This window comes from Arthrobacter sp. SIMBA_036 (assembly GCF_046535135.1).
Lineage (GTDB): Bacteria > Actinomycetota > Actinomycetes > Actinomycetales > Micrococcaceae > Arthrobacter.
This window is the reverse complement of sequence record NZ_JAWRXG010000005.1, coordinates 38710-60023: the sequence shown is the minus strand read 5'-3', so window position 1 is coordinate 60023 and position 21314 is coordinate 38710. Positions and strand designations below refer to the sequence as shown.

Here is a 21314-nt window from a genome sequence, read left to right as displayed (position 1 = left end):
GATCGGGACTCCCAACGGGCTGGTCGCGGGACTGTAAGGCGGCCGCGCTGAAGCCTATGCTTGCTCCGTGGACCTTCAAGTAGGCAAACAGCCTGCAGAGCCGGAGGTGGAAAAAGGCCTCCCGCCACAGCGACCGGATACGCGTCCGGCCGTTGCTCCTTCGACGCCTCCGGGCGCACCTCCGGTCCCGCCGGTTGTGCCTGCGGGGGGCCGCCCTGACACCTCTGCTGACACCTCTGATGGACGGGACGACTGGGCGCGGATCCTGCCGTATGCCGCCCGCCTCAAGACGCTGTCCCGCCGCAGGTTCCTCGTTTCCGCAGGGGCTTCGGTAGCGCTCGCAGCGGACATGCTCTTCACCCGGCACGTCCAAGCCGAGCGCCGGACCACTAAAATCCTTCCGGTCCCGGACCCCTTCTCGGACCTGTACTTTCCGAACGCCAGCTGGTTCCTCTTTCCCGGTTTCAAAACCAGCTGGGAGGAGGCCCAGTGGATATTGAACTCACTGCGTCCCGCACTGCACCAGCGGGGCCGGATGGCCGCCGTCGGATATTCCAACCTGGGGTTGGACGTCGGCGAGATCGTCCGCGAACTCATCCTGCATGTGCGCGCCCTCAAGCTCCAGAAGCTGTATTTCTACGGCCACAGCTTCGGCGGGATGGTGGCCACACAGGTTGCAGCCAAGCTGCTGGAACTGTACGGCGTCCAGGTGCAGCTGATTGTCCTGGACTCCAGCCCCTTCAACCGGACCGACGTTCTGGACGAAAGCTGGTTCGACGGCGTGGTGTTCCTCTACGAGAACGGGGTTCGGATTCCCTCCGTGGTACGCGGCGGATACGAGCTGGGGGAGCGGGTGGCCCACAAGGACGAGCGAACGTGGCGGCAGATCCTGGACCAGACATTGGAGCAGCTCTCGCCGATCGCGCCGTCCAGTGTACTGATCCAAACGGAGTCGGCATACATCTACCATTTCGACGGCGTGCAATACGCCGGCAAGCTCGGCGGGGCCAAAATGGCGTTCCTCGGCAACCCCGCTGATGACACCGTGAACTACGAGTCTGCCCGTGCTGGCTGGAGCAAGGCGTTCGGTGCCAACATGGCCCTCCCTGTGCTCAGTACCCAAGGCGCCCGGCCCACCCATGCGAGCCCGCAGTGGAGCTCGGACATCTACCTTCCGTTGCTCGAACGCATCCAGAACGAACTTGAACCCTTGCCGCCCACCCCTGAGGAGCCGTCGTACAAGGAACCATCCGGAAAGGTGATCCGGCCGGCTTAGCCTTCCATGCAAAAAGTCACCCTCCCAAGGATTCCTGGGAGGGTGACTTTCTGATGTACCTGAAACAAGTAGCAATCGGTGCTCCGAGAACTGCCTGTCAGACCATATGAACGGTCTTGCCTAACTGAGCCAGGTCTTCACGGCGTCTTGGTGGGCGTCCACCCATTTCTTGGCAGCGGCCTCGGGCGTCATGCCGCCCTGGATGTCCGTGGCCACGGAGTTCTGGTCCGCGTTAGTCCACTGGAAGTTCTTGGCCAGCTTGGCCGCGGGCGATCCGCTGTCCTGGAACTTTTTGGAAACCACTTTGTTGAGCTTGTAGGTGGGGTAATCACAGGCCACCTTTTCGGCGTCCGTGTCACAGCCCGGGGTCCACGCCGGCAGATTGACCTTCTTGAGCGGTACCTCGGAGAGGAACCACTGTGGCTCATAGAAGTAGCCGAGCAGCGGCGTCTTATTCTGCTGTGCTGTCCGGAAGGACTGGATCAGGGCCGCCTCCGAACCGGAGAACACCACCTTGTAGTCAAGGTTCAGGTTCTTCACGAGGGCCTCGTCATTGGTGACGAAAGCGGGGTCACCGTCCAGGACCTGCCCCTTGCCGCCGGACTCGGAGGTTGCGAACAAGGAGGCGTACTTGTTCAGGTTCTTGCCGTCCAGGATGTCGGGGTACTTCTCCGCCATCCATGGTGGTACGTACCAGCCAATGTGGCCTTCGTTGCCGGTGGGGCCGTCGTCGACAGCCACTTTTTGATCAGTGATGTACTGCTTCACCAAGTCAGCGTGGCCCCAGTTTTCCATGACCACGTCCACCTCACCGGAGGCGAATCCCTGCCAGGAGATCTGCTCATTCAGGTCCTTCTGGACCACGGTGCAGCCAAGTTTGTTCTTTGCCACGTAGCTGTACACAGCGGCATTGGCCGTGTACCCCACCCAGGCGTTCATGGCGACATTGACAGTTCCGCAGGGCGTCTCGGAGGTCCCCCCGGCAGCATTCACCTGGTTCACCGAGGCGCTCCCGCAGCCTGCCAGGAGCAGGGCGGCAGCCGCGGCTCCGGCCATCGCCGGAAGGGTTCGTTTCAACAACAGTCCAGCTTTTTTCATTTGTTAGGTCTCCTTGTTGGGGGGAATTCCTAGATGTCCTCCGTGCCCTGGCGGGCGCAGGGCGGGTCATACGGTTAGGTTGTTCGGGTTCTGGTTGTGGGGATCTTCCGCACAGGAGTTGCTGCGGCGGCCTGGGTCATCCGGTCGAGCAGGATGCCGAGGAAGACGATGGCAACGCCTGCGGCGAGGCCCTTGCCGAAGAGCGCGCTTTGGACGAAGCCGGCGACGACGTCGTATCCGAGGCCACCTGCCCCGACGAGCGCACCGACCACCACCATGGCCAGGACGTAGATCAAGCCTTGGTTGGCGGCGAGGGCCAGAGTCTGCCTGGCCATCGGAAGTTGGACCTTGGTGATGACCTGCCACGGGGTGGAACCACTGGCGACGGCGGCTTCGACAACCGTGGGAGAGATTGCGGCGATGCCGTCAGCGGTGATCTTGATGGCGACAGGGGCGGCGTAGATGATGCCGGCGATGATCGCCGTGAAGCGGGTGGCGCCGAAGAGGCCCAGGAAGGGCACAAGATAGACAAAGGCCGGCATGGTCTGGCCAGCATCCAGCAGTGGCCGCATGATCTGGTCCACCCGCTCGGACCGGCCCATGGCGACACCGAAGATGATGCCCAGGACCATGACCACAGCGGTGGCCACCAAGGTGCCCGCCAGGGTGACCATGGAGTCGCTCCAGAGGCCGAGGTAGATGATCACGCCCAGGCATGCCGTGGTCAGGGCAGCGAGCTTCCAGCCGCCGAGTGCGTAGGCTGCCACGGCTATGACGGCCACGAGGATGTAAAAGGGAGTGTCCGTGAGCAGGGATTGGAACGGGTTGAGGATTCCGGTGGTGACGGCTTCCCGGAAGGACACAGTGAACAGGGAGAGGTTGGTCTGCATCCACTGGCTGGCTGCCGCTACGGTCTGAACGATCGCGGGGCCGATGTTCAGATCCTTGGGGAACGCGGCTGCCCACAGCATGGTCCGGGAAAGCTGCACCATGGCCAATGCCAGTACCAGGGTGATGCCAAGAAGGATGTATCTGGTCCTGCGGGAAACCCTGCGGTTCCGGGCCGCTGCCGGGTCTGCTCGGCGGCTGGCGGCGGTGGTGACCCGGTCCAGCACGATTGCGAGCAGGACGATTGAGAGCCCGGCGTTAACCGCGGTGCCGACGTCGAGCGACTGCAGGGCCCGTACCACCACTTGGCCAAGCCCGGGCGCTGCGATCAGCGCCGCGATGGTGACCATGGACAGGGCCGCCATGGTGCTCTGGTTTATTCCCATGACGATTGTCCTCCGGGCCATGGGAAGCTGCAGGGTAACCAGCCGCTGCAGGCCCGTGGTGCCCAGGGAGTCGGAAGCTTCGCGGGTGTTTTCCGGGATGGCGCGGATGCCGTGCGCTGTCAGGCGGATTACAGGTGGCGCAGCGTAGATCACGGTGGCGATGACGGCCGAGGCCGGTCCGATGAGGAAGACCAGTGCCAGCGGTGCCAGGTACACGAATGTCGGCAGGGTCTGCATGAAGTCCAACACCGGCGTGATCACCTTGGCCACCCGGCCGTAGACGCCGGCCAGGATGCCGAGTGGGATCCCGACCAGGAGGGTCAGCAAAACGGCCGTGAGGACCAGTGCGAACGTGTAGGTGGCTTCGAGGAAAAGGCCCTGGAGGCCGAAGAAAGTGAAGACCGCGACAGTAAGCAACGCGACGCGGGCGTTACCTGCTGCGAAGGCAGTCCAGCCCAGCAGGCCCACGGTTCCGAGCCAGCCGATTTCCGGCAGGCGCAGGCCTGTGGGACTCGCGGCAAAGGTGGTGATGAACACGTTGGCGACGGCGTCGACGGCGGCACGCAGGGGCGTGAAGACGTACAGGAAGACGGGGTTGTCCGCGCGGTTCGCCGCCACCCAGGCGTTGAACTGGTTCAGGGACCGGTGCAGGTCCGTCAGTTCGGAGGCGGGCAAGGTCAGGGTGGAGGTGCCATGCAGGACAAGGAATCCCACGAGCCAGGCGACGGCCGCACCTGCCAGCAGGATGGTGCGCTTGCCGGGCCGGCGACGCGGGGCGCGCGCCGGGGCGGGTTGGACGGTGGTGCGTTCTTGGACGAGCGTGGACATTAGGCCGCTGCTTCCACGGGCTGCAGCACCGACAGGATGCTGTCGCGGTCGATTTGGCCGGTGATCTTGCCGGCATCCTCCACGAGGACGGGGCAGGAGGAGCGCATCACGGCGGATATGGCATCCCGGATGACCGTCCTGGAACTAAGGACCGGCGCGTCTCCTGGCGTTCCGGGTGCGACGGGCCGGGTGATCCATTTCAGGGTCAGCACGTCCGCGCGCGGGACTTCGGAGACGAAGTCCTCGATGTACTTGTCCACCGGGGACCCAACGAGCTCATCTCCCGTGCCGCACTGGACCGTCTCACCGTTGCGCATGATGAGAATGCGGTCTCCGAGCTTGAGTGCCTCGGAGAGGTCGTGGGTCACGAAGACCATGGTCTTGCCCATCTCCTTGTGGAGCCGGATGACTTCCGCCTGCATGTCCCGGCGAATGAGCGGATCCAGGGCGGAGAAGGGTTCGTCGAAGAGGATGGTGTCCGGGTCACCGGCCAAGGCCCTACCTAGGCCGACGCGTTGCTGCATTCCACCGGACAACTGGTCCGGATAGTGCCGTTCGTAGCCTTTCAGGCCAACCAACTCGATGATTTCCCGCGCCCTGGCGTAACGTTCGTTCTTGGCTGCGCCCCGGATCTGCAGCCCGTAGGAGACGTTATCCAGCACGGTGCGGTGCGGGAGGAGACCGAAGTGCTGGAACACCATCGACATCTTCCTCCGGCGAAGTTCGCGCAGTTCGGCGATGCCTGCCTGCAGGACGTCCTTTCCGTCCACCAAGACCTCCCCCGAGGTGGGTTCAATCAGCCGCGTCAGGCAGCGGATCAGGGTGGATTTACCGGATCCTGAAAGCCCCATGACCACAAAGACTTCGCCCTTGGCGACGTCGAAGCTCAGGTTGCGGACTGCTGCCACGCATCCCGTGCGCGCCAGTAACTCCGCTGAGTTGAGGGCCGAGAGCTCTGGATTATTGGGGATCTTCTCGCCCCCGGGTCCGAAGACCTTCCAGAGGTTGCGCACTGAGATGTCGGGGCTGTTCATTGCTGTACTCCTGTGGAGGCTCGAACTGATGGCGGGGCGGGAACGGTGTATTGCCAGCTCGCCATCCTCTGTGTGGAAGACGGGGATCGGTGTGACGTGTCGGGACGGACGGCATCTCGGGAATAAATACCTTCAGCGGGCAGGCGATATGGAAGAGGTGAACCTCCTCCAACTAACGAGCTCAACCGGTCCTGCTGGTTGTGTCATCATCAACGCGGATCACCATACGGAACAGAGTGATCTATGCCACTCCCTTTGTCAAGGATTAAAACTGTACTAAGGAGCCCTTTGGCACCCCTTCCGCGCCCCATCTGGGGAAGCCCCTGCCGCCGCGTCGAAGTGAGGCCGGTGGAGCGCTTTTGTGACGTCATATAGGGGCGCTGAGCAGGCACCCCTTGCCCCGCCCCGGGGTCATCGTGATGCACAGGGGTGACTTTGGCCATATTCTGGCCGAGTGATTACACGCACTTTGAAGTCGGACCAACAGGGCAAACGGATCGACAGGCAGGCGCGCATTCTCCAAGCGGCATTGGATTTGCTGTCGCTTCACGGCATCTCAGGTGTCAATATGCGCGCGGTGGCCCGGGAAGCCGGCGTCGCCCTCGGCCTCGTGAATTATTACTTCGAGGACAAGATGAGCCTGATCCGTGCGGCCTTGCACCAGATTGACGAGCGCGATGCCAAGCTGGTCGCAACCGATCCGGCGTCGCCACCCGACGGGCAGCTCCAGAAGGCTCTTCGCCGCGTTGCGGACCCGGAATTCCTCACCACCGAGCACCTGTCCCTGCGTCTCCACCTCTGGGCACTCGCGCAGGCCCATGAAGAGTTTGCGCTGATTAATGCGGCGGCCTTCGAGAGGTACCTCGAAGGGCTCGCGACGCTGATTGGTAATGCCAAACCTGAACTTTCCAGTGATGAATGCAAGGTGCGGGCGAATGACATTGTTGTGGTGCAAAACGGGATGTGGCTGACTGCGCTCCTGGGCGTGGACCAGGCCTCCATCCAAAGAAGCATCGCCCGCACCGAGGAGATCGCCTTTGCTGCCTAGCGGCACACACGCGTAACGAACAAACTTTTCTGAACAGTTGTCCAGCAACACTATTGAACACTTGTCCAAATTGCTTTAGTGTTCATCGGTATGACCTGGACCACACCAGGGACGCCTTGCGGGTTCTCCGTCGCGTCACGGTGTACCGCCAGTTTCCGGAAGCAGGATCACCGCCCTTGGGGCGGAAGATCTGCGCCAGGCAGAAGGAGAGTTTGCAGCATGACAAAAAACAATTACGACTACGTCATCGTCGGTGGTGGAAGCGCGGGGTCGGTTCTCGCCAGCCGCCTGAGCGAGGGAGGCCACAGCAGCGTCCTTGTCCTGGAAGCCGGGCGGAGTGACTACCCCTGGGACCTGTTCATCCAGATGCCCGCCGCGCTCACCTTTCCCAGCGGGAATCCCTTGTACGACTGGCGCTACCAGTCGGACCCCGAGCCTCACATGGGCGGCCGGCGTGTGGCACACGCACGCGGCAAGGTACTGGGCGGCTCCAGCTCCATCAACGGCATGATTTTCCAGCGCGGTAACCCCCTGGACTACGAACGCTGGGGAGCAGACGCCGGGATGGAAACCTGGGACTTCGCGCATTGCTTGCCGTACTTCAACAGGATGGAAAACGCCACCGCCGCGGACCCGGACGATGAACTGCGCGGGCACTCCGGGCCCCTCGTGCTTGAACGCGGTCCGGCCACGAACCCCCTGTTCCAGGCCTTCTTTGGCGCCGCTCAGGAAGCCGGGTACCCGCTGACCGATGACGTCAACGGTTACCGCCAGGAAGGCTTCGCGGCATTTGACCGCAATGTCCATAAGGGTCAGCGGCTCTCAGCGTCCCGCGCGTACCTCCGGCCTAACTTCGGCCGGGACAACTTGACCGTCCTGACCCGGGCTCTGGTCACCAAGGTCAACTTCTCGGGCAACGTGGCAACCGGCGTCACGTACCGCCGTAACGGCAAGACCCATCACGTGAACGCAGGCGAAGTGATCCTCGCAGGCGGCGCCATCAACACACCACAGCTCCTCCAGCTCTCCGGCGTTGGAGACGCTACCCACCTGAACTCCTTGGGCATCAACTCCGTGGTCAACCTGCCCGGCGTCGGCGAGAACCTCCAAGACCACCTTGAGGTCTACATCCAGCACGCCTGCACCCAGCCGGTCTCCATGCAGCCCAACCTTGACCTGTGGCGCTACCCGCTGATCGGGCTCCAGTGGCTGCTGGGCCGGAAGGGACCAGCAGCTACCAACCACTTCGAGGGCGGCGGCTTCGTCCGCTCCAACGAGGATGTTGCGTACCCGAACCTGATGTTCCATTTCCTCCCGGTCGCAGTGCGCTACGACGGCCAGAAGGCCGACGCCAAACACGGCTACCAGGTGCACATCGGCCCCATGTACTCCGACGCCCGCGGCAGCCTCAAGATCAAGTCCACCGATCCCACAGTGCACCCATCCATGGTGTTCAACTATCTCTCAACGGACCAGGACCGCCGCGAATGGGTTGAGGCCGTTCGCGTGGCCCGTGACATCCTGGGCCAGTCCGCCATGGCCCCCTACAACGGCGGTGAGCTATCTCCGGGCCGGGCGGTGCAGACGGACGCAGAGATCCTCGACTGGGTTGCCCGCGACGCTGAAACAGCACTCCACCCGTCCTGCACAGCCAAGATGGGCCCCGATTCGGATCCGATGGCGGTAGTGAACCCGCTTGACATGACCGTGCACGGCACCACGGGCCTCCGCGTGGTGGACGCCTCCGCCATGCCGTACGTTACGAACGGCAACATCTACGCGCCCGTCATGATGCTCGCGGAAAAGGCTGCCGACCTGATCGCCGGCAAGGCACCTTTGGCGCCGCAGCACGCGGAGTTCTACCGGCACGGCGTCAGCCCGCTTGAGCGGAACGGCGATCCCGCCGCTGCGGCCAGGGGCAAGGAATGATGCATGGAAACACAACAAGGAGAGACAATGACTGCCACGGCTGAGCAAGTCCATCGTGCCGGGAAATCGGCAGATCCCGTCAAGGGCCTCTACATCGACGGAGCCTGGCAGCAGGCATCCGACGGCGGCACCACTTCCGTTCGGTGCCCGGCAGACGGCCAGGAAGTGGCGGTTGTCGCATCGTCCACGGCCGAGGATGCCAAGCGGGCAATCGCCAGTGCACGGGCAACGTTCGATAGTGGTCCGTGGCGCAGGCTCACAGATATCGAGCGCGGTATGGTGCTGCTTCGCGTGGCGGACCTGCTTGAGCGGGACAAGGCGGCCTACGCCCGGGCCGAGGCGCTCGACACCGGCAAACGCCTCGTCGAGGCCGAGTACGACATGGACGACATTGCTGCGTGTTTCCGCTACTACGGCAAAATCGCAGGCCTCGACGCCGGCCGGGTGATCGACACGGGCCGGCCCAACGCCATCAGCCGCGTGGTCTACGAGCCGCTCGGCGTCTGTGCCCTCATCGCACCTTGGAACTACCCGCTCCTGCAGGCTGCATGGAAGGTGGCGCCAGCACTCGTTGCCGGAAACTCGTTCGTTCTCAAGCCCAGCGAGCTCACGCCCTCGACTTCGATCCTGCTCATGGAAACCCTCGAAGAGGCAGGCGTCCCTGCCGGCGTCGCTAATCTGGTCACGGGACCAGGCTCGAGGGTGGGCGGCCCACTCAGCTCCGATCCGCGCGTCGACCTCGTCTCACTGACCGGAAGCCTGGCCACAGGCCAGACCATCATGGCCGCGGCCGCGGAGACAGTGAAGAGCGTCGCTTTCGAACTCGGCGGGAAGAACCCGAACGTCGTCTTCGCGGACGCGGACTGGGACGCCGCCGTCGACAACGCCCTGACTGCCGTTTTCCTGCACTCCGGGCAGGTCTGCTCGGCAGGGGCGCGGCTGGTCGTCGAGGAGTCGATTGCAGATCGCTTTGTGGCCGAGATCGTGGAACGGGCCAAAAAGATCCGGATGGGCGGGCCGTTCGATCCCGACGCCGAGACCGGGCCCCTCATATCGGCCAAGCACCGGGACCAGGTCCACGCCTACGTGCAGGCCGGGATCGCGGAAGGCGCCGAGCTCCTCTGTGGCGGCTACATCCCTGACGAGGGCCCGCTGGCGGACGGTTACTTCTACCCGCCCACCGTGCTCGGCAACTGCCGCTCCGGCATGAGCGTATTGCGCGAGGAGTCGTTCGGCCCGGTGCTGACCATCGAGACGTTCCGGACCGAGGATCAGGCCATCGAAATCGCCAACGATACGGAGTACGGCTTGGCCGGCGCCGTCTGGACATCGGACGCCTCGAAAGCGCAACGCGTGGCTGGCGCCCTCCGGCACGGGACCGTGTGGATCAACGACTACCACCCATACGTACCCCAGGCTGAGTGGGGCGGCTTCGGGAAGTCCGGGATCGGCCGTGAACTCGGCCGGGCGGGCCTCAACGAGTACCGCGAGGCAAAGCACATCTGGCAGAACATCCAGCCGGCGCCCAGCGGCTGGTTCGGCGCAGCTCCGGTTGTGAACGAAACAGGGCAGGGCACAACCAACTAAGCACCAGCAATGGCAAAGCGACCGGGCGGCCGCAAAGGTGCGGCGCCCGGTCGCTTGGTTCATCTGCGTCCAAAGCGGCCGCAAACCACCGCCATCGTGCTTTTCTGACTTAGGAGTTCCATTGACAGAACCCAGCAAGAGTGCCGATTCAAGCGGCATGGACCAGTTCGGTTATGCCCAGACCCTGGACCGAAGCATCGGCAAGTTCGCCAGCTTCGCCGCCGGAGTCAGCTACATCTCCATCCTTACGGGCGTTTTTCAACTGTTCTATTTCGGTTTCGCCATGGCTGGCCCGGCGTACGCCTGGTCATGGCCCATTGTCTTCGTCGGGCAGCTGATGGTGGCCTTGTGCTTCGCTGAACTGGCAGGGCGTTACCCCGTGGCAGGCTCGGTGTACAACTGGGCCAAAAGGCTATCCTCGGGAACTTTCGCCTGGCTTGCCGGGTGGCTGTTGTTGATTTCCTCAATTGTGGCCCTGGGCTCCGTGGCATTGGCCCTCCAGCTCACCCTGCCCCAGATCTGGTCTGGGTTCCAGATCATCGGCGACGGCACGGGTCCCGAGGACTTTGCCCTCAACGGGGTGTTGCTGGCGAGCATCATGATCGGCATCTCCACCCTCATCAACGCTTTCGGCGTGAAGCTCATGACCAAGATCAACAGCGTAGGCGTCTTCGTTGAACTTGTCGCCGCTGTGCTGCTTACCCTCGCACTCGCATGGCATATCGTCCGCGGACCCGGCGTTCTCTTCGAGACCAAGGGTTTTGGGGCGGGCCACCCCTTGGGCTTCTTCGGGGTGTTCATCATCGGTGCCATGGCATCGGGCTACGTGATGTACGGCTTTGACACCGCCAGCTCCCTCGGGGAAGAGACAAAGGACCCGAAGCGCACGGCACCCAAGGCCATCCTGCGGGCAGTCACAGCATCCTTTGTGCTGGGCGGACTGATCCTGCTCACGGGACTCCTCTCGGCCCCGAACCTGAACGATCCCAAGATAGCCTCTGCCGACGGCGGCCTGCAGTACCTGGTGCTCTCCGTGCTGGGCGGCCCCTTCGGCAAAGCGTTCCTGCTGTGCATCGTGGTGGCCGTCGTGGTTTGTACGCTGGCAGTCCACGCCGCCGCCATCCGCATGATGTTTGCGATGGCCCGGGACAACAACCTTCCGTTCAGCCGTCACTTGGGCAAGGTGCACCCCGTCCGGAAGACCCCAACGGTCGCCGCCGTCGTGATCGGAATCATCGCCGTCGTCCCGCTGATCGTGAACGTCTCCCAGCCCGCCATTTTCACCATCCTCTCCAGCATCAGCATTGTCCTGATTTACCTCTCCTACCTGCTGGTAACCGTCCCTATGCTTCGCAGGCGCCTGGCCAAAAAGTGGCCGCTGCCCAATGACGGCACCGAAGCGGGCTTCAGTTTGGGCAAGTGGGGACTGCCGGTGAACATCCTCGCGGTCCTGTGGGGCGCCGCCATGACACTGAACCTCATCTGGCCACGCCCGGAAATCTACAATTCCGTTCCGCCGTTCGAGTGGTACCTGCAGTGGGGCGGGGTTCTCTTTGTCGCTGCCGTCGCCCTCACCGGCGTCCTGATGTACCGGCTGAAGCTCCGGCACCAGACGGGTGTGCTCGCCGGGCATGCAGCCACATCCACGGCACCTCCGCAGCGGGCTTCCCTCGAGAGGGAACCGGTAACGCCCAGTAGCGTGAGGTAGGGGCCCGGTTCTAGCCGGTTCTAGCCGGTTCTAGGACCGGCCCGCGGTGTACGTGGACAGGAACTCGAACGTCTTGTCCCGCGCCTCGCGTGCCTCACTGAAATTGAGGTGGAACTGGTACTCATGCGGCAGTTCCGGCTGGTACGTTGCGGGCCAAAAAAGTTCCGTCACCGGAACACCAACATCCTTTAGCCGGTTGCTGTACGGCACAGACTGCAGCCGGGTGAGTCCGTCGCCGTTCCCGCCGCTGATGAACGTGGGCGGGAAATCGGGGGTCACAAAGTCAATGGTGGACATTGTGACCCCTGCATGGGCGGCGGACCAGTGCTTGGTTCCGGTGTAGGCCCACAGGGAAGTCTTGAAACCCCAGGCCACGATGCCCCTGAGGCGGGCCATGGCCCGCAGATCGTACACACCGCAATGCAGGATGGTGGCAGCAAGCTCCGACTTTTGAAGGGCAGGGTTGATCCCCATGAGGTCGGCGTACTCCGGGTTCACCGTGAGCGTGGTCATCTGGCTGGCCAGTTGCGCTCCGGCGGAATCCCCGGCGAGCACGATGCGGCTGGTGTCCACGTTCAGCTCCGCAGCGTGCGCCTTGATGTACGCCAACGCTTCGTTGATGTTCCGCACAGCGGCCGGATACGTGGACTCAGGCGCGATCGGGTAGCTCAGGCCAATGGTGGTGTATCCCTCGGCGGCCAGTATCCGGAGATAAGGATTGACGTCGCGCTGCGCCCCGGAGATCCACGCACCTCCATGAATCCACACAACCGTAGGAAGCGGCGAGGACGTACCTTGTGGGCTGAAGACATCGAATGTGGACCCCGGCCGATACACCACCCCCGGTTGGGTTTGCAGGGGAATGTTGGGAACGTAGGGCGTCATTTCATCGATGGTGGCTTGGGCTCCCCGTTCAAAAACCCTGCGGATCAGCAAGGCCGACGGCCAGGGAGTGGCAGCCAAGGCCAAGGCCAGGACCAACACCGCCAGAGTGGTTAGTTCAAGCTTCCGCAACGGTGCGAACCGTGCTGCCAAACGATTCTCGGCTCGTTGCTCCACACGCTTGTCGACCGATTGCAGCGGCCCCATGACACACTCCCCCCAATAGGCGTACCCCTGGACCTATGGTAGACGCCGGGCGCAGGCGCGCGGTCACATTTTCGCGTCAGCCGCAGGCCCACCGGCTCCAGACGCCAAGGCCTGAATTTCGACGGCGGTGAGGCCAGCCTCGCGCAGGAAGGCCCGGGCATCACCGAACTCCCGCGCGAACCCGGTGAGGAAATGCCGCATGGCGGCCTCGGGACTTTGCAGGATCATGAGGTCGGGGCTGAAATACTCCGGTCTGGAGTTCGGGACGTGGAGGTGCCACGTCTCGGCCATGTCGTGAAGCAGGCCCGGCAGGTTGGCAGTTGTGGCTGAGTAGTCGGCCACGATGCTGTCCGGACTCGCACCACCTGCGAGCAGCGCCACGGCCGACACAACCCCGGTCCGGTCCTTGCCCAAAGAACAATGAACCAGTGTCCGCATACCGTTGGCGGCAGGACGGAGGGCATCGGCTACCCACTCCGGACGCAACCGGATCCAACCCAGATACAGCTCGCCCAGGTCCTCGGCAGTTTCCACCGCTTGCAGCGAACCGGCTATCGCGTTCGGGTCCAACGGGTTATGGAAAAGCTCGACGGCGGCCGGCCCCTCAGGAAGCAGCCACGGGACCAAGCCAGCTTCAAGGTCGCTTCGCAGGTCCACGATGGTTTGGATGCCATGCTGGGCAAGAAATTCCGCCGTAGCCGTGGCATCCAAATTGAAGGGCTGGCTGCCTCTGAGGATCCGGCCGCCAGGGAGGGGCCGCAGGTTCAGCACAGCCATGGTTGTTGTCCTCTTAGATCTGGCTCTTGAGGTCCGCCACGGAGTTCAGGATCTGGTTGGGCCTGAACGGGAAGGACACTATTTCTTCGCGCTGGGTGATGCCGCTGAGCACCAGGACCGTGTGGAGCCCGGCTTCCATTCCTGCCACGATGTCCGTGTCCATGCGGTCCCCGATCATGGCCGTGGTCTCGGAGTGCGCATCGATCTGGTTCATGGCGGAACGGAACATCATGGGATTCGGCTTGCCCACGATGTACGGTTCGCGGCCGGTGGCCTTGGTGATCATGGCGGCAATGGCGCCCGTTGCGGGCATGGGACCGTCTTTGGAAGGGCCGGTGGCGTCCGGATTGGTGGCAATGAAGCGGGCACCGGCCAGGATGTGACGGACGGCCATGGTGATCGCTTCGAAAGAGTAGGTCCGGGTTTCGCCCAGCACCACAAAATCGGGGTCGGTGTCCGTGAGGATGAACCCCGCCTCGTGCAGGGCCGTGGTGAGGCCGGCTTCGCCGATCGTGTACGCGCGGTTCCCGGAGTCCGAGGACTGAACCTGGTCCTTCAGGAACTGGGCAGTGGCCAGCGCGGATGTCCAGATGTTCTCCTCGGGAACTTCCAAGCCGGAGGCACGGAGCCTGGCGGCGAGGTCGCGCGGGGTGAAGATCGAGTTGTTGGTCAGCACAAGGAAGCGCTTGGAGGTGTCCACCCAGCGCTGGATGAGCTCGGACGCGCCGGGAATGGCCTGGTTCTCGTGGACAAGGACGCCGTCCATATCCGTGAGCCAGCATTCGATGTCATGGCCGTTCCGGTAGATCGATGTGGACGGGTGGGGCCTGGTTTCTTCTGCCATGTTTGCCTCCGGGTGGGGTTGGTCATGCACTGCGTCCCAGTCTTTCATTATTCGGTCGGCGCCACATCCCGGTCCTTCATGGGTTTCCAAGGGTGCGGGCACCGGCCGGCCCGCTTGGCGCGGCTAAAGTTGAGGGGTGACTGACCTTCCCTCCACCGAAGACCTGCCCATTCCTGCCGGCTCACCGGAAGTACCCCCAGCGGAAGGCGAGGCAGAGGCCAAGGCGGAGGTCGGCGTCGGGCCTTGGGAAGGTGAGTGGCCTGACGGTGAGCATTGGGACCCTGACCTCCTTCGCGACGGCGATCGACGGAACGTGGTGGATCAATACCGCTACTGGAAGCACGATGCGATTGTTGCCGATCTCGATTCCAAGCGCCACGAATTCCACATCGCCATCGAAAACTGGCAACACGACCTCAACATCGGCACCGTGGTCCGGACCGCCAACGCCTTTCTTGCCAAGGAAGTACACATCATCGGTCGACGGCGGTGGAACCGTCGCGGCGCCATGGTCACCGATCGCTATCAGCACGTTCGGCACCACCCCACGGTGGAGGATTTTGTCCAGTGGGCGCAGGGTGAGGGGCTCGCGGTGATTGGCATCGACATCTTCCCCGACTCTGTGCCCTTGGAGACCTACGACCTTCCCAAGAAGTGCGTTCTGGTGTTCGGCCAGGAAGGACCGGGCCTTACCCCGGAGGTGCACGAGGCCGCCGTCGCGACCCTGTCGATTGAGCAGTTCGGTTCCACGCGCTCCATGAATGCGGCCTCGGCCGCTGCGATCGCGATGCATGCGTGGGTGCGGCGGCACGTCTTCGAACAACACGTCTAGCCTCCCCGCGAGGTGGCAACCCGGCGGAAGTGTTAAGAGCCCGCGTGACCGGAAACACGGCGTCCTGACGGATATCGCTAGGATGGTGCTAGCCGTAAGCGGTCTACTCCAGGGTTACCAACCCACAGACGAATTCAGCATAGGAGTCACCATGCCCATTGCAACCCCAGAGATTTACTCCGAGATGATCGACCGCGCGAAGGCTGGCGGATTCGCTTTCCCCGCGGTCAACGTGACGTCGTCGCAGACTCTGAATGCTGCGATCCGCGGTTTCGCCGAGGCAGAATCCGATGGCATTATCCAGGTTTCCACTGGTGGTGCCGCGTACTGGTCCGGGGCTTCGGTCAAGGACATGGTGGTCGGTTCGCTCGGCTTCGCTGCGTTCGCCCGCGAGGTGGCGAAGAGCTACAACGTGAACATTGCCCTGCACACGGACCACTGCCCGCAGGACAAGTTGGCGGACTTCGTTCTTCCCCTGCTCGCTGCCTCCGAGGAAGCGGTGAAGGCCGGTAAGGACCCGATCTTCAACTCGCACATGTGGGACGGTTCGCACGAGAGCCTTTCGGAGAACCTGCGGATCGGCCGGGAACTGCTGGAGCGCGCAGCTGCCGCGAAGATCATCCTCGAGGTCGAAATCGGCACCGTCGGTGGTGAGGAAGACGGTGTTGAGAACGAAATCAACGAGAAGCTCTACACCACCACCGAAGACGCCCTCGCCACGATCGAGGCCCTGGGTGCGGGCGAGAACGGCCGCTACCTCACCGCCCTGACGTTCGGTAATGTGCACGGTGTGTACAAGCCGGGCGGCGTGAAGCTCCGCCCGGAGCTGCTTAAGCAGATCCAGTCCGAGGTTGGTGCGAAGATCGGTAAGGAAAACCCGTTCGACCTCGTGTTCCACGGCGGTTCGGGCTCCTCGGAACAGGAAATCGCTGACGCTGTTTCCTATGGTGTGATCAAGATGAACATCGACACTGACACCCAGTACGCGTTCACCCGCCCGGTGGCGGGCCACATGTTCTCCAATTACGACGGCGTCCTGAAGATCGACGGCGAAATGGGTAACAAGAAGACTTACGATCCCCGCGTTTGGGGCGCTTCCGCTGAAGCCGGCATGGCCGCGCGCATCGTCGAAGCCGCACAGCAGCTCGGCTCAGTAGGCAAGACCTTCTAATGTCCGACGAATTCCGCAAGAACCTCATGGGGCCAGAGCCCACGCTCTTGCCCGCCGAAACCGAGATCTACCAGCACCTGGCCCTCGGCAAGGAAGCGCTGGATCTCGTGGCGCAGAACCCCACGTCGTCACTTTTGTGGGCCATCCTCGCTGAGGAAGCCTGGGCCGAGGGCAGGACCATCGAGTCCTACGCTTTTGCCCGGGTTGGCTACCACCGCGGCCTGGATTCTCTTCGCCGCAACGGTTGGCGCGGCGTCGGACCCATCCCGTGGGAGCACGAGCCCAACCAGGGTTTCCTGCGGTCGCTCTACGCGCTGGGTCGTGCGGCGTCTGCCATTGGCGAGGCTGAGGAGCCGGAGCGGATCGAGAAGTTCCTGAACGACTCCGACCCCAAGGCCAAGGCAGCGATCGAAGCCAGCTAAAGCCTCAACAAACAACGACGGCGGCCCCCACCGAAAGGCGAGGGCCGTCGTCGTCGTTTGCGTTGCGGGGCCCGATCTGCAGGCAACCGAGCGGGTTGAGCGTGCAGAGCAGGCCCCACAACGGGAGGGAGCTAAGCTGCCTTGCGGGGGATTCCCGTGCGGGCCATGGCTTCGGCGTAGGCGCCGTGGATGGCGTCGAGGTATTCCTGCTGGCGGGCCGGGGTGCCTGCGAAGGAGCGGCCACCGAGCGAACGGACCTTGAAGGTCTTGAAGCCGCGGCGGGCAATGCTGGCCGGGGCAGCCTTCATGAGCTGATCGGCAAGGCGGTGTGCCTCATTGCCGTGTGCCACCAGGGCAGAGGTACGCGGGAGGAGCTGGAGCAGGCGAAGCAAAGGCTTGAGGCCTTCGGTGATGTTGGCAGGGGTGAGCTTGCCGGGTTCCTCGTTGGGTTCGATCCACGGGTAAGCGTTCCACGGCATCATCAGCTTGGGACGGAGCCCCAGCTGCCACTGCATGCCGAGCATGCGGGTGTTTGCTTCCTCGTCACCGGGGGTGATGAAGCCCTCGCCGGTGTTGGTGCGCTGGTTGGAGAAAAGGCTCACGATGCGGCAGTCATCAATGCTGTGGGCGGGGTCGATGTAAAGGACCTCGCTGCCTGGCTTCTGTTCCTTGATGGAATCGCACAGCGCGTTGACCTCGGCGATGTGGGGTTCGTAACGGCGGTTCCAGAGGAGTTCTTCGGGTGATTCAGTCGCCAGATCTTGCATCAGTGGTTTGGTCTCCTAGGTGTTACAGCGCACCGTTCCAAGGTGCCACGGGCATGCCGCGGCCGAACCTCAAAGGATGCTGTGGGGGGCTAACTAACCTTACCGGACTATGGGCGTCAATGGGTCCTAGTCCGGCGCGCCCCCAAATGCGACGCGGCGTGTTGCGATCAAAAAGTGCCGCAGATCTCGACGGCGGTCCTCGGCTTCCGGCAATGTGCTGGTAGCGAGAGAGAAGAGTCACCTGCTGCCGCAATCGCCGCGCTGTGGACCTCGGTTCGGATTTAGCCGACGCCGGCGTCGCCATGGGCAAAATGTTCGGCGCCAATTCCCTGGTGTTAAGAAAGAAAGCGGTGGCTCCTGTACCAACATTCCGTAACAAACTTCGCCCAACGGTCCAGAAATTGACCTTGACGCGGCGCTTGACGAAAGGTATTCGGGGCCCATCGGCTAAACTTGGGTGGTAAGAGCCCCGAAACTCTTGCGTATGCCGCGCCTTGCGGCAGGCAGCCCAGGTAAGTGTCGGGGCATTCTCATGTACGGCGTCGAGTCCTGGCCATCCGGCTGGGTCTCGCCCGAAAGAATGGGGGAGGATCCCATGCCCGCTATCGTGATCGTCGGAGCCCAATGGGGCGACGAAGGCAAAGGCAAAGCAACTGATTTGCTCGGTGGCCGCGTTGACTACGTGGTCAAGCCCAACGGCGGTAACAACGCCGGGCACACCGTGGTTGTTGGCGGTGAGAAGTATGAGCTGAAGCTCCTTCCCGCGGGCATCCTGAGCCCGAACGCAATTCCCATTATTGGCAACGGCTGCGTGGTCAACCTCGAGGCACTCTTCCAGGAGATTGACGGCTTGATTGCCCGTGGCGCGGACACTTCCCGGCTGCGCGTCTCGGCCAACGCCCACTTGGTGGCGCCGTACCACCAAGTCCTGGACAAAGTTACTGAACGCTTCCTCGGCAGCCGTGCCATTGGAACCACTGGCCGCGGAATCGGCCCGGCGTACATGGACAAGGTGGCCCGCTTGGGCGTCCGGGTGCAGGACGTTTTCGACGAGTCGATCCTCCGCCAGAAAGTGGAAGGTTCGCTGCGCCAGAAGAACGAGCTCCTGGTCAAGGTTTATAACCGACGCAGCGTTGTGGTGGACGAGATTGTGGAGTACTTCCTGTCCTTCGCCGAGCGCCTGCGCCCGCTGGTTATCGACAGCACGCTCGTCCTCAACAACGCCCTGGATGAGGGCAAGGTTGTGCTCATGGAAGGCGGGCAGGCCACGTTCCTGGACGTTGACCACGGCACCTACCCGTTTGTCACGTCCTCCAACCCCACCGCCGGCGGCGCGTCCGTTGGCTCGGGCATTGGGCCCACCCGAATTTCCCGGTCAATCGGCATCATCAAGGCGTACACCACGCGCGTCGGCGCCGGTCCGTTCCCCACTGAGTTGTTCGACGAGATGGGCGTGTACCTGCAGAAGACGGGTGGCGAGTTTGGTGTCAACACGGGCCGTCCTCGCCGCTGCGGTTGGTACGACGCCGTCCTGGCCCGCCATGCTTCCCGCGTCAACGGTTTCACGGACTACTTCGTCACTAAGCTCGATGTCCTGACCGGCATCGAACAGATCCCGGTCTGCGTTGCGTACGACGTCGACGGCGTCCGCCACGACGAAATGCCCATGACACAGACCGAGTTCCACCACGCGGTGCCCATCTACGAGTACTTCGACGGCTGGACCGAGGACATCACCGGCGCACGAACCCTGGATGACCTCCCGGAAAATGCCCGCAACTACGTGCTGGCGCTCGAAAAGCTCTCCGGCACGCGCTTCTCGGCCATCGGAGTCGGCCCAGACCGTGACCAGACAATCGTCGTCCACGACCTGATCAACGACTAAGTTCCACGGAACTGCGCTTCGAATAGACACGGTCGACAAAGAGACACTGACGACGACGGCGGGTCACTTGGGTTCTTCACGGAACCGCAGGTGACCCGTCGTCGTCGTTAACGCATTGCCCCTGCAGGCTGGGACTAAATTCGCGGTGGGCGCGGTTACGCCATGTGGAGCCGGGGCGGAAGTGCGCCCGCTAGCTGTGATGACGACCGAAACGAGACAGATGATGACAGAGACTACTGAGGGCGTCGGGTTCCGCTCCCGTCGCGGACCCATACTTATAGCTTTGATGCTTTCCACAGGCCTGGTGGCGATCGATTCCACCATTGTTGCCACCGCGGTGCCGTCGATTGTGACGGACATTGGCGGCTTCACCTCTTTCCCCTGGCTTTTCTCCGCGTATCTCTTGGCCCAGGCAGTCTCGGTGCCCGTGTATGCCAAGCTTTCCGACGTCGTGGGCCGCAAGCCGATCATCCTCAGCGGAATCGGCCTTTTCCTGCTCGGTTCCATTCTTTGTGGAATGGCCTGGAGCATGCCGGCGCTGATCGCTTTCCGGGTTTTGCAGGGCCTGGGTGCGGGTGCTGTGCAGCCTGTTGCGATCACTATCGCGGGCGATATCTACACCCTTGCCGAGCGAGCCAAGGTGCAAGGCTACCTTGCCAGTGTGTGGGCGGTTTCTTCCGTTGTGGGGCCCACGCTTGGTGGCGTCTTCTCATCGCTGGGGATATGGCGCTGGATTTTCTTCATCAATATTCCACTGTGCCTGCTAGCGGGTTGGATGCTTCTGCGGACCTTCCACGAGAGCATCGAGCGCACCAAGCACCGCGTTGATTACCTCGGAGCCGCGCTACTCACGGTTTCGCTGAGCCTTCTCATCCTTGGAGCGCTTGAGGGCGGCCAGGCGTGGGCGTGGAATTCCTCCATCAGCATCGCTGTCTTTGCCGTTGGAGCGTTGTTGTTCGCAGCATTCGTCCTCGTGGAGAGGAAGGCCGCGGAGCCGGTCCTCCCGCCATGGGTCCTCTCCCGCAGGTTGCTGGCGACGACGGCGATGATCTCGTTCGGTGTAGGTGCCGTCATGCTCGGCCTCACCTCGTATGTTCCCACCTTCCTTGAAGGGGCGCTGTCCACCTCGCCGATCCTAGCCGGGCTGGCACTGGCGGCTTTGACGCTCGGCTGGCCTATCAGCGCTTCCCAGGCCGGCAGGTTCTATCTCCGGATCGGATTCCGCAAAACCGCACTGATTGGAGTTTCCATTACGGTCATTGGTGCGGCCATCCTTGCGCTGACCGCTCCAACGCCCAACGTGCTGCTGGTGGCGGCCGCATGCTTCGTCGTCGGACTTGGACTTGGGCTGGTGGCCACGCCGAGCCTCATCGCGGCCCAATCAAGCGTCGAGTGGAACGAACGCGGGGTGGTGACCGGTACTAACCTGTTCGCGCGATCCATCGGCAGTTCCATTGGCGTGGCCGTTTTCGGCGCCGTGGCCAACGCCATCTATGCAGGACATCCCGGTGCTTCGGACGCGCACACAACCGTCTCGGCGTCGTCGGCCGTGTTCATGGCTGTGCTCGTGTGCGCCGTGCTGACCGTTATCGCGGTCATCGCCATGCCGGGCGCCCAGGGCGAGTCGGTGGCGACCAAGACACCGGCGCAGGCTGGCGCCGGCTCGGCGGAAGGCTAGTCGGCACCGCTGGCGCCCACTGGGCACCGGACACTGGGCACTGGCAAGGAACAGGAGTAGGATAGTT

The 21314-nt window shown here is 63.0% G+C and carries 17 protein-coding genes; 10 read left to right on the top strand and 7 right to left on the bottom strand.

The annotated features are described in order from the left end of the window. Positions 1 to 67: 67 nt before the first annotated feature. Positions 68 to 1276, top strand: coding sequence for a thioesterase domain-containing protein (locus SB659_RS08365; RefSeq protein WP_284979244.1), 1209 nt, complete (start codon positions 68 to 70; stop codon positions 1274 to 1276). A gap of 120 nt (positions 1277 to 1396) precedes the next feature. Here the strand turns inward: SB659_RS08365 and SB659_RS08360 are convergent, their stop codons facing one another. The 3 genes from SB659_RS08360 to SB659_RS08350 all read right to left on the bottom strand — a co-directional run bounded on the left by SB659_RS08360 (position 1397) and on the right by SB659_RS08350 (position 5510). Further along, positions 1397 to 2374 carry an ABC transporter substrate-binding protein gene (locus SB659_RS08360; protein ID WP_284979243.1) on the bottom strand — a complete coding sequence of 326 codons (978 nt, stop codon included), beginning with the start codon at positions 2372 to 2374 and terminating at the stop codon, positions 1397 to 1399. A 74-nt stretch (positions 2375 to 2448) separates the two neighbouring features. Next, entirely contained in the window at positions 2449 to 4476 is a 2028-nt protein-coding gene (locus SB659_RS08355) for an ABC transporter permease (RefSeq protein ID WP_410550105.1), read from the bottom strand. After that, complete coding sequence (locus SB659_RS08350) at positions 4476 to 5510, bottom strand: glycine betaine/L-proline ABC transporter ATP-binding protein (protein ID WP_284975774.1); 1035 nt, start codon at positions 5508 to 5510, stop codon at positions 4476 to 4478. The genes SB659_RS08355 and SB659_RS08350 overlap by 1 nt, the downstream gene beginning before the upstream one ends. Positions 5511 to 5964: 454 nt before the next feature. Between SB659_RS08350 and SB659_RS08345 the strand changes: the two genes are divergently transcribed. From SB659_RS08345 to SB659_RS08330, 4 genes are all read left to right on the top strand, one after another. Then, on the top strand, positions 5965 to 6558 hold the full coding sequence (locus SB659_RS08345) for a TetR/AcrR family transcriptional regulator (protein ID WP_284975773.1): 594 nt from the start codon (positions 5965 to 5967) through the stop codon (positions 6556 to 6558). A gap of 219 nt (positions 6559 to 6777) precedes the next feature. Next, positions 6778 to 8487 (top strand): choline dehydrogenase, encoded by a 1710-nt coding sequence (betA, locus tag SB659_RS08340; protein WP_284979241.1) that lies wholly within the window; start codon positions 6778 to 6780, stop codon positions 8485 to 8487. 27 nt (positions 8488 to 8514) lie between these two features. Continuing rightward, positions 8515 to 10074, top strand: a complete 1560-nt coding sequence (locus SB659_RS08335; protein WP_284979240.1) for an aldehyde dehydrogenase family protein — start codon at positions 8515 to 8517, stop codon at positions 10072 to 10074. Positions 10075 to 10231: 157 nt separating this feature from the next. Further along, entirely contained in the window at positions 10232 to 11782 is a 1551-nt protein-coding gene (locus tag SB659_RS08330) for an APC family permease (protein ID WP_284979452.1), read from the top strand. Positions 11783 to 11812: 30 nt separating this feature from the next. On the opposite strand, the gene SB659_RS08325 is transcribed toward SB659_RS08330, so the two are convergent. The 3 genes from SB659_RS08325 to SB659_RS08315 all read right to left on the bottom strand — a co-directional run bounded on the left by SB659_RS08325 (position 11813) and on the right by SB659_RS08315 (position 14492). Then, on the bottom strand, positions 11813 to 12871 hold the full coding sequence (locus tag SB659_RS08325; protein ID WP_410550104.1) for an alpha/beta hydrolase: 1059 nt from the start codon (positions 12869 to 12871) through the stop codon (positions 11813 to 11815). A gap of 63 nt (positions 12872 to 12934) precedes the next feature. After that, positions 12935 to 13648, bottom strand: coding sequence for a tyrosine-protein phosphatase (locus SB659_RS08320; RefSeq protein WP_410550103.1), 714 nt, complete (start codon positions 13646 to 13648; stop codon positions 12935 to 12937). Positions 13649 to 13661: 13 nt separating this feature from the next. Further along, the gene (locus SB659_RS08315; RefSeq protein ID WP_284975768.1) at positions 13662 to 14492 is read right to left on the bottom strand and encodes an HAD-IIA family hydrolase; all 831 of its coding nucleotides are present in this window, start codon (positions 14490 to 14492) and stop codon (positions 13662 to 13664) included. Positions 14493 to 14628: 136 nt separating this feature from the next. Here SB659_RS08315 and SB659_RS08310 point away from each other — a divergent pair, with 136 nt between their 5' ends. From SB659_RS08310 to SB659_RS08300, 3 genes are all read left to right on the top strand, one after another. Continuing rightward, positions 14629 to 15324, top strand: a complete 696-nt coding sequence (locus SB659_RS08310; protein ID WP_410550102.1) for a TrmH family RNA methyltransferase — start codon at positions 14629 to 14631, stop codon at positions 15322 to 15324. 151 nt (positions 15325 to 15475) lie between these two features. Next, positions 15476 to 16495 (top strand): class II fructose-bisphosphate aldolase, encoded by a 1020-nt coding sequence (gene fbaA / locus SB659_RS08305; protein ID WP_410550101.1) that lies wholly within the window; start codon positions 15476 to 15478, stop codon positions 16493 to 16495. Next, entirely contained in the window at positions 16495 to 16917 is a 423-nt protein-coding gene (locus SB659_RS08300) for a DUF3151 domain-containing protein (protein ID WP_410550100.1), read from the top strand. Before fbaA ends, SB659_RS08300 begins: the two co-directional genes overlap by 1 nt. Positions 16918 to 17048: 131 nt before the next feature. Here SB659_RS08300 and SB659_RS08295 read toward each other — a convergent pair whose 3' ends face one another. Beyond that, positions 17049 to 17684, bottom strand: coding sequence for a uracil-DNA glycosylase (locus tag SB659_RS08295; RefSeq protein ID WP_284975765.1), 636 nt, complete (start codon positions 17682 to 17684; stop codon positions 17049 to 17051). 595 nt (positions 17685 to 18279) lie between these two features. On the opposite strand from SB659_RS08295, the gene SB659_RS08290 reads away from it, so the two are divergent. Together SB659_RS08290 and SB659_RS08285 are read left to right on the top strand one after the other, a co-directional pair. Further along, a complete protein-coding gene (locus SB659_RS08290) occupies positions 18280 to 19569 on the top strand; it encodes an adenylosuccinate synthase (RefSeq protein WP_284975764.1) in 1290 nt (429 codons plus the stop codon). 220 nt (positions 19570 to 19789) lie between these two features. Further along, complete coding sequence (locus tag SB659_RS08285) at positions 19790 to 21247, top strand: MFS transporter (RefSeq protein ID WP_410550099.1); 1458 nt, start codon at positions 19790 to 19792, stop codon at positions 21245 to 21247. Positions 21248 to 21314: the final 67 nt, after the last annotated feature.

Coding starts and splice junctions, on each gene's coding strand:
- SB659_RS08360 (WP_284979243.1), bottom strand. CDS start 2,374: ATGAAAAAAGCTGGACTGTTGTTGAAACGAACCCTTCCGGCGATGGCC.
- SB659_RS08355 (WP_410550105.1), bottom strand. CDS start 4,476: ATGTCCACGCTCGTCCAAGAACGCACCACCGTCCAACCCGCCCCGGCG.
- SB659_RS08350 (WP_284975774.1), bottom strand. CDS start 5,510: ATGAACAGCCCCGACATCTCAGTGCGCAACCTCTGGAAGGTCTTCGGA.
- betA (WP_284979241.1), top strand. CDS start 6,778: ATGACAAAAAACAATTACGACTACGTCATCGTCGGTGGTGGAAGCGCG.
- SB659_RS08335 (WP_284979240.1), top strand. CDS start 8,515: ATGACTGCCACGGCTGAGCAAGTCCATCGTGCCGGGAAATCGGCAGAT.
- SB659_RS08330 (WP_284979452.1), top strand. CDS start 10,232: ATGGACCAGTTCGGTTATGCCCAGACCCTGGACCGAAGCATCGGCAAG.
- SB659_RS08325 (WP_410550104.1), bottom strand. CDS start 12,871: ATGGGGCCGCTGCAATCGGTCGACAAGCGTGTGGAGCAACGAGCCGAG.
- SB659_RS08320 (WP_410550103.1), bottom strand. CDS start 13,648: ATGGCTGTGCTGAACCTGCGGCCCCTCCCTGGCGGCCGGATCCTCAGA.
- SB659_RS08315 (WP_284975768.1), bottom strand. CDS start 14,492: ATGGCAGAAGAAACCAGGCCCCACCCGTCCACATCGATCTACCGGAAC.
- fbaA (WP_410550101.1), top strand. CDS start 15,476: ATGCCCATTGCAACCCCAGAGATTTACTCCGAGATGATCGACCGCGCG.
- SB659_RS08300 (WP_410550100.1), top strand. CDS start 16,495: ATGTCCGACGAATTCCGCAAGAACCTCATGGGGCCAGAGCCCACGCTC.
- SB659_RS08295 (WP_284975765.1), bottom strand. CDS start 17,684: ATGCAAGATCTGGCGACTGAATCACCCGAAGAACTCCTCTGGAACCGC.
- SB659_RS08290 (WP_284975764.1), top strand. CDS start 18,280: ATGCCCGCTATCGTGATCGTCGGAGCCCAATGGGGCGACGAAGGCAAA.
- SB659_RS08285 (WP_410550099.1), top strand. CDS start 19,790: ATGATGACAGAGACTACTGAGGGCGTCGGGTTCCGCTCCCGTCGCGGA.